This window comes from Methylobacterium sp. WL19 (assembly GCF_008040005.1).
Lineage (GTDB): Bacteria > Pseudomonadota > Alphaproteobacteria > Rhizobiales > Beijerinckiaceae > Methylobacterium > Methylobacterium bullatum.
In genome coordinates this window covers 1-587 of record NZ_VRVC01000304.1, presented here as the reverse complement: position 1 = coordinate 587, position 587 = coordinate 1, and the positions used below count along the sequence as shown (strand labels likewise).

1 pseudogene is annotated in these 587 nt (G+C 76.0%); it reads right to left on the bottom strand.

The features are described from left to right. Nucleotides 1–587: pseudogene (locus tag FV220_RS25210) on the bottom strand (RNA-binding protein); the annotation flags it as partial.

The following is a 587-nucleotide window of genomic DNA, read 5'->3' as shown; positions in this document are numbered from 1 at the left end:
GCCACGGGGCGGACGTCCGCCCCCGCCACCGGGCTTGCCGCCCGCGCCACCGCCGCGATTGCCGAACCCACCGGGCTTGGCCGAACCGCCGGGACGGGACGAACCACCGGCCTTGAAGCCGCCCGGCCTTCCGGCCCCAGCGGGCTTGCCCGATCCGCCGGGCTTGCCGAACCCACCGGGCTTGCCGAACCCACCGGGCTTGCCGAACCCACCGGGCTTGCCACCGGGCCGGAAGCCGCCGCGATCGGCGCCCGAGCGTTCGGCGCCGATGTCACGGTCGCCGCCCTGGCGGTCGTCGGAGCGGCCCTTGAAGCCCGCTCCCTTGAAGCCGCCGGGCTTGAACCCGCCCGGCCGGCCGCCGCCGGGACGATCGTCGCCGCCACGATTGAAGGCCGGCTTCTCGCTGCGGAATCCCGCCGGCTTGTCCCCACGCGGCTCGCCACGATTGAAAGCCGGACGTTCCGCGCGGTCGTTGAAGCCGCCGCCATCGCGAGGTTTGAAGCTGCGGGGGCGCTCGTCGCCGCCACGAGGCGGACCGCGTCGCTCGGCGCCATCGGCGGGCCGCCCGAAACCGCCGCGCGGAGCAT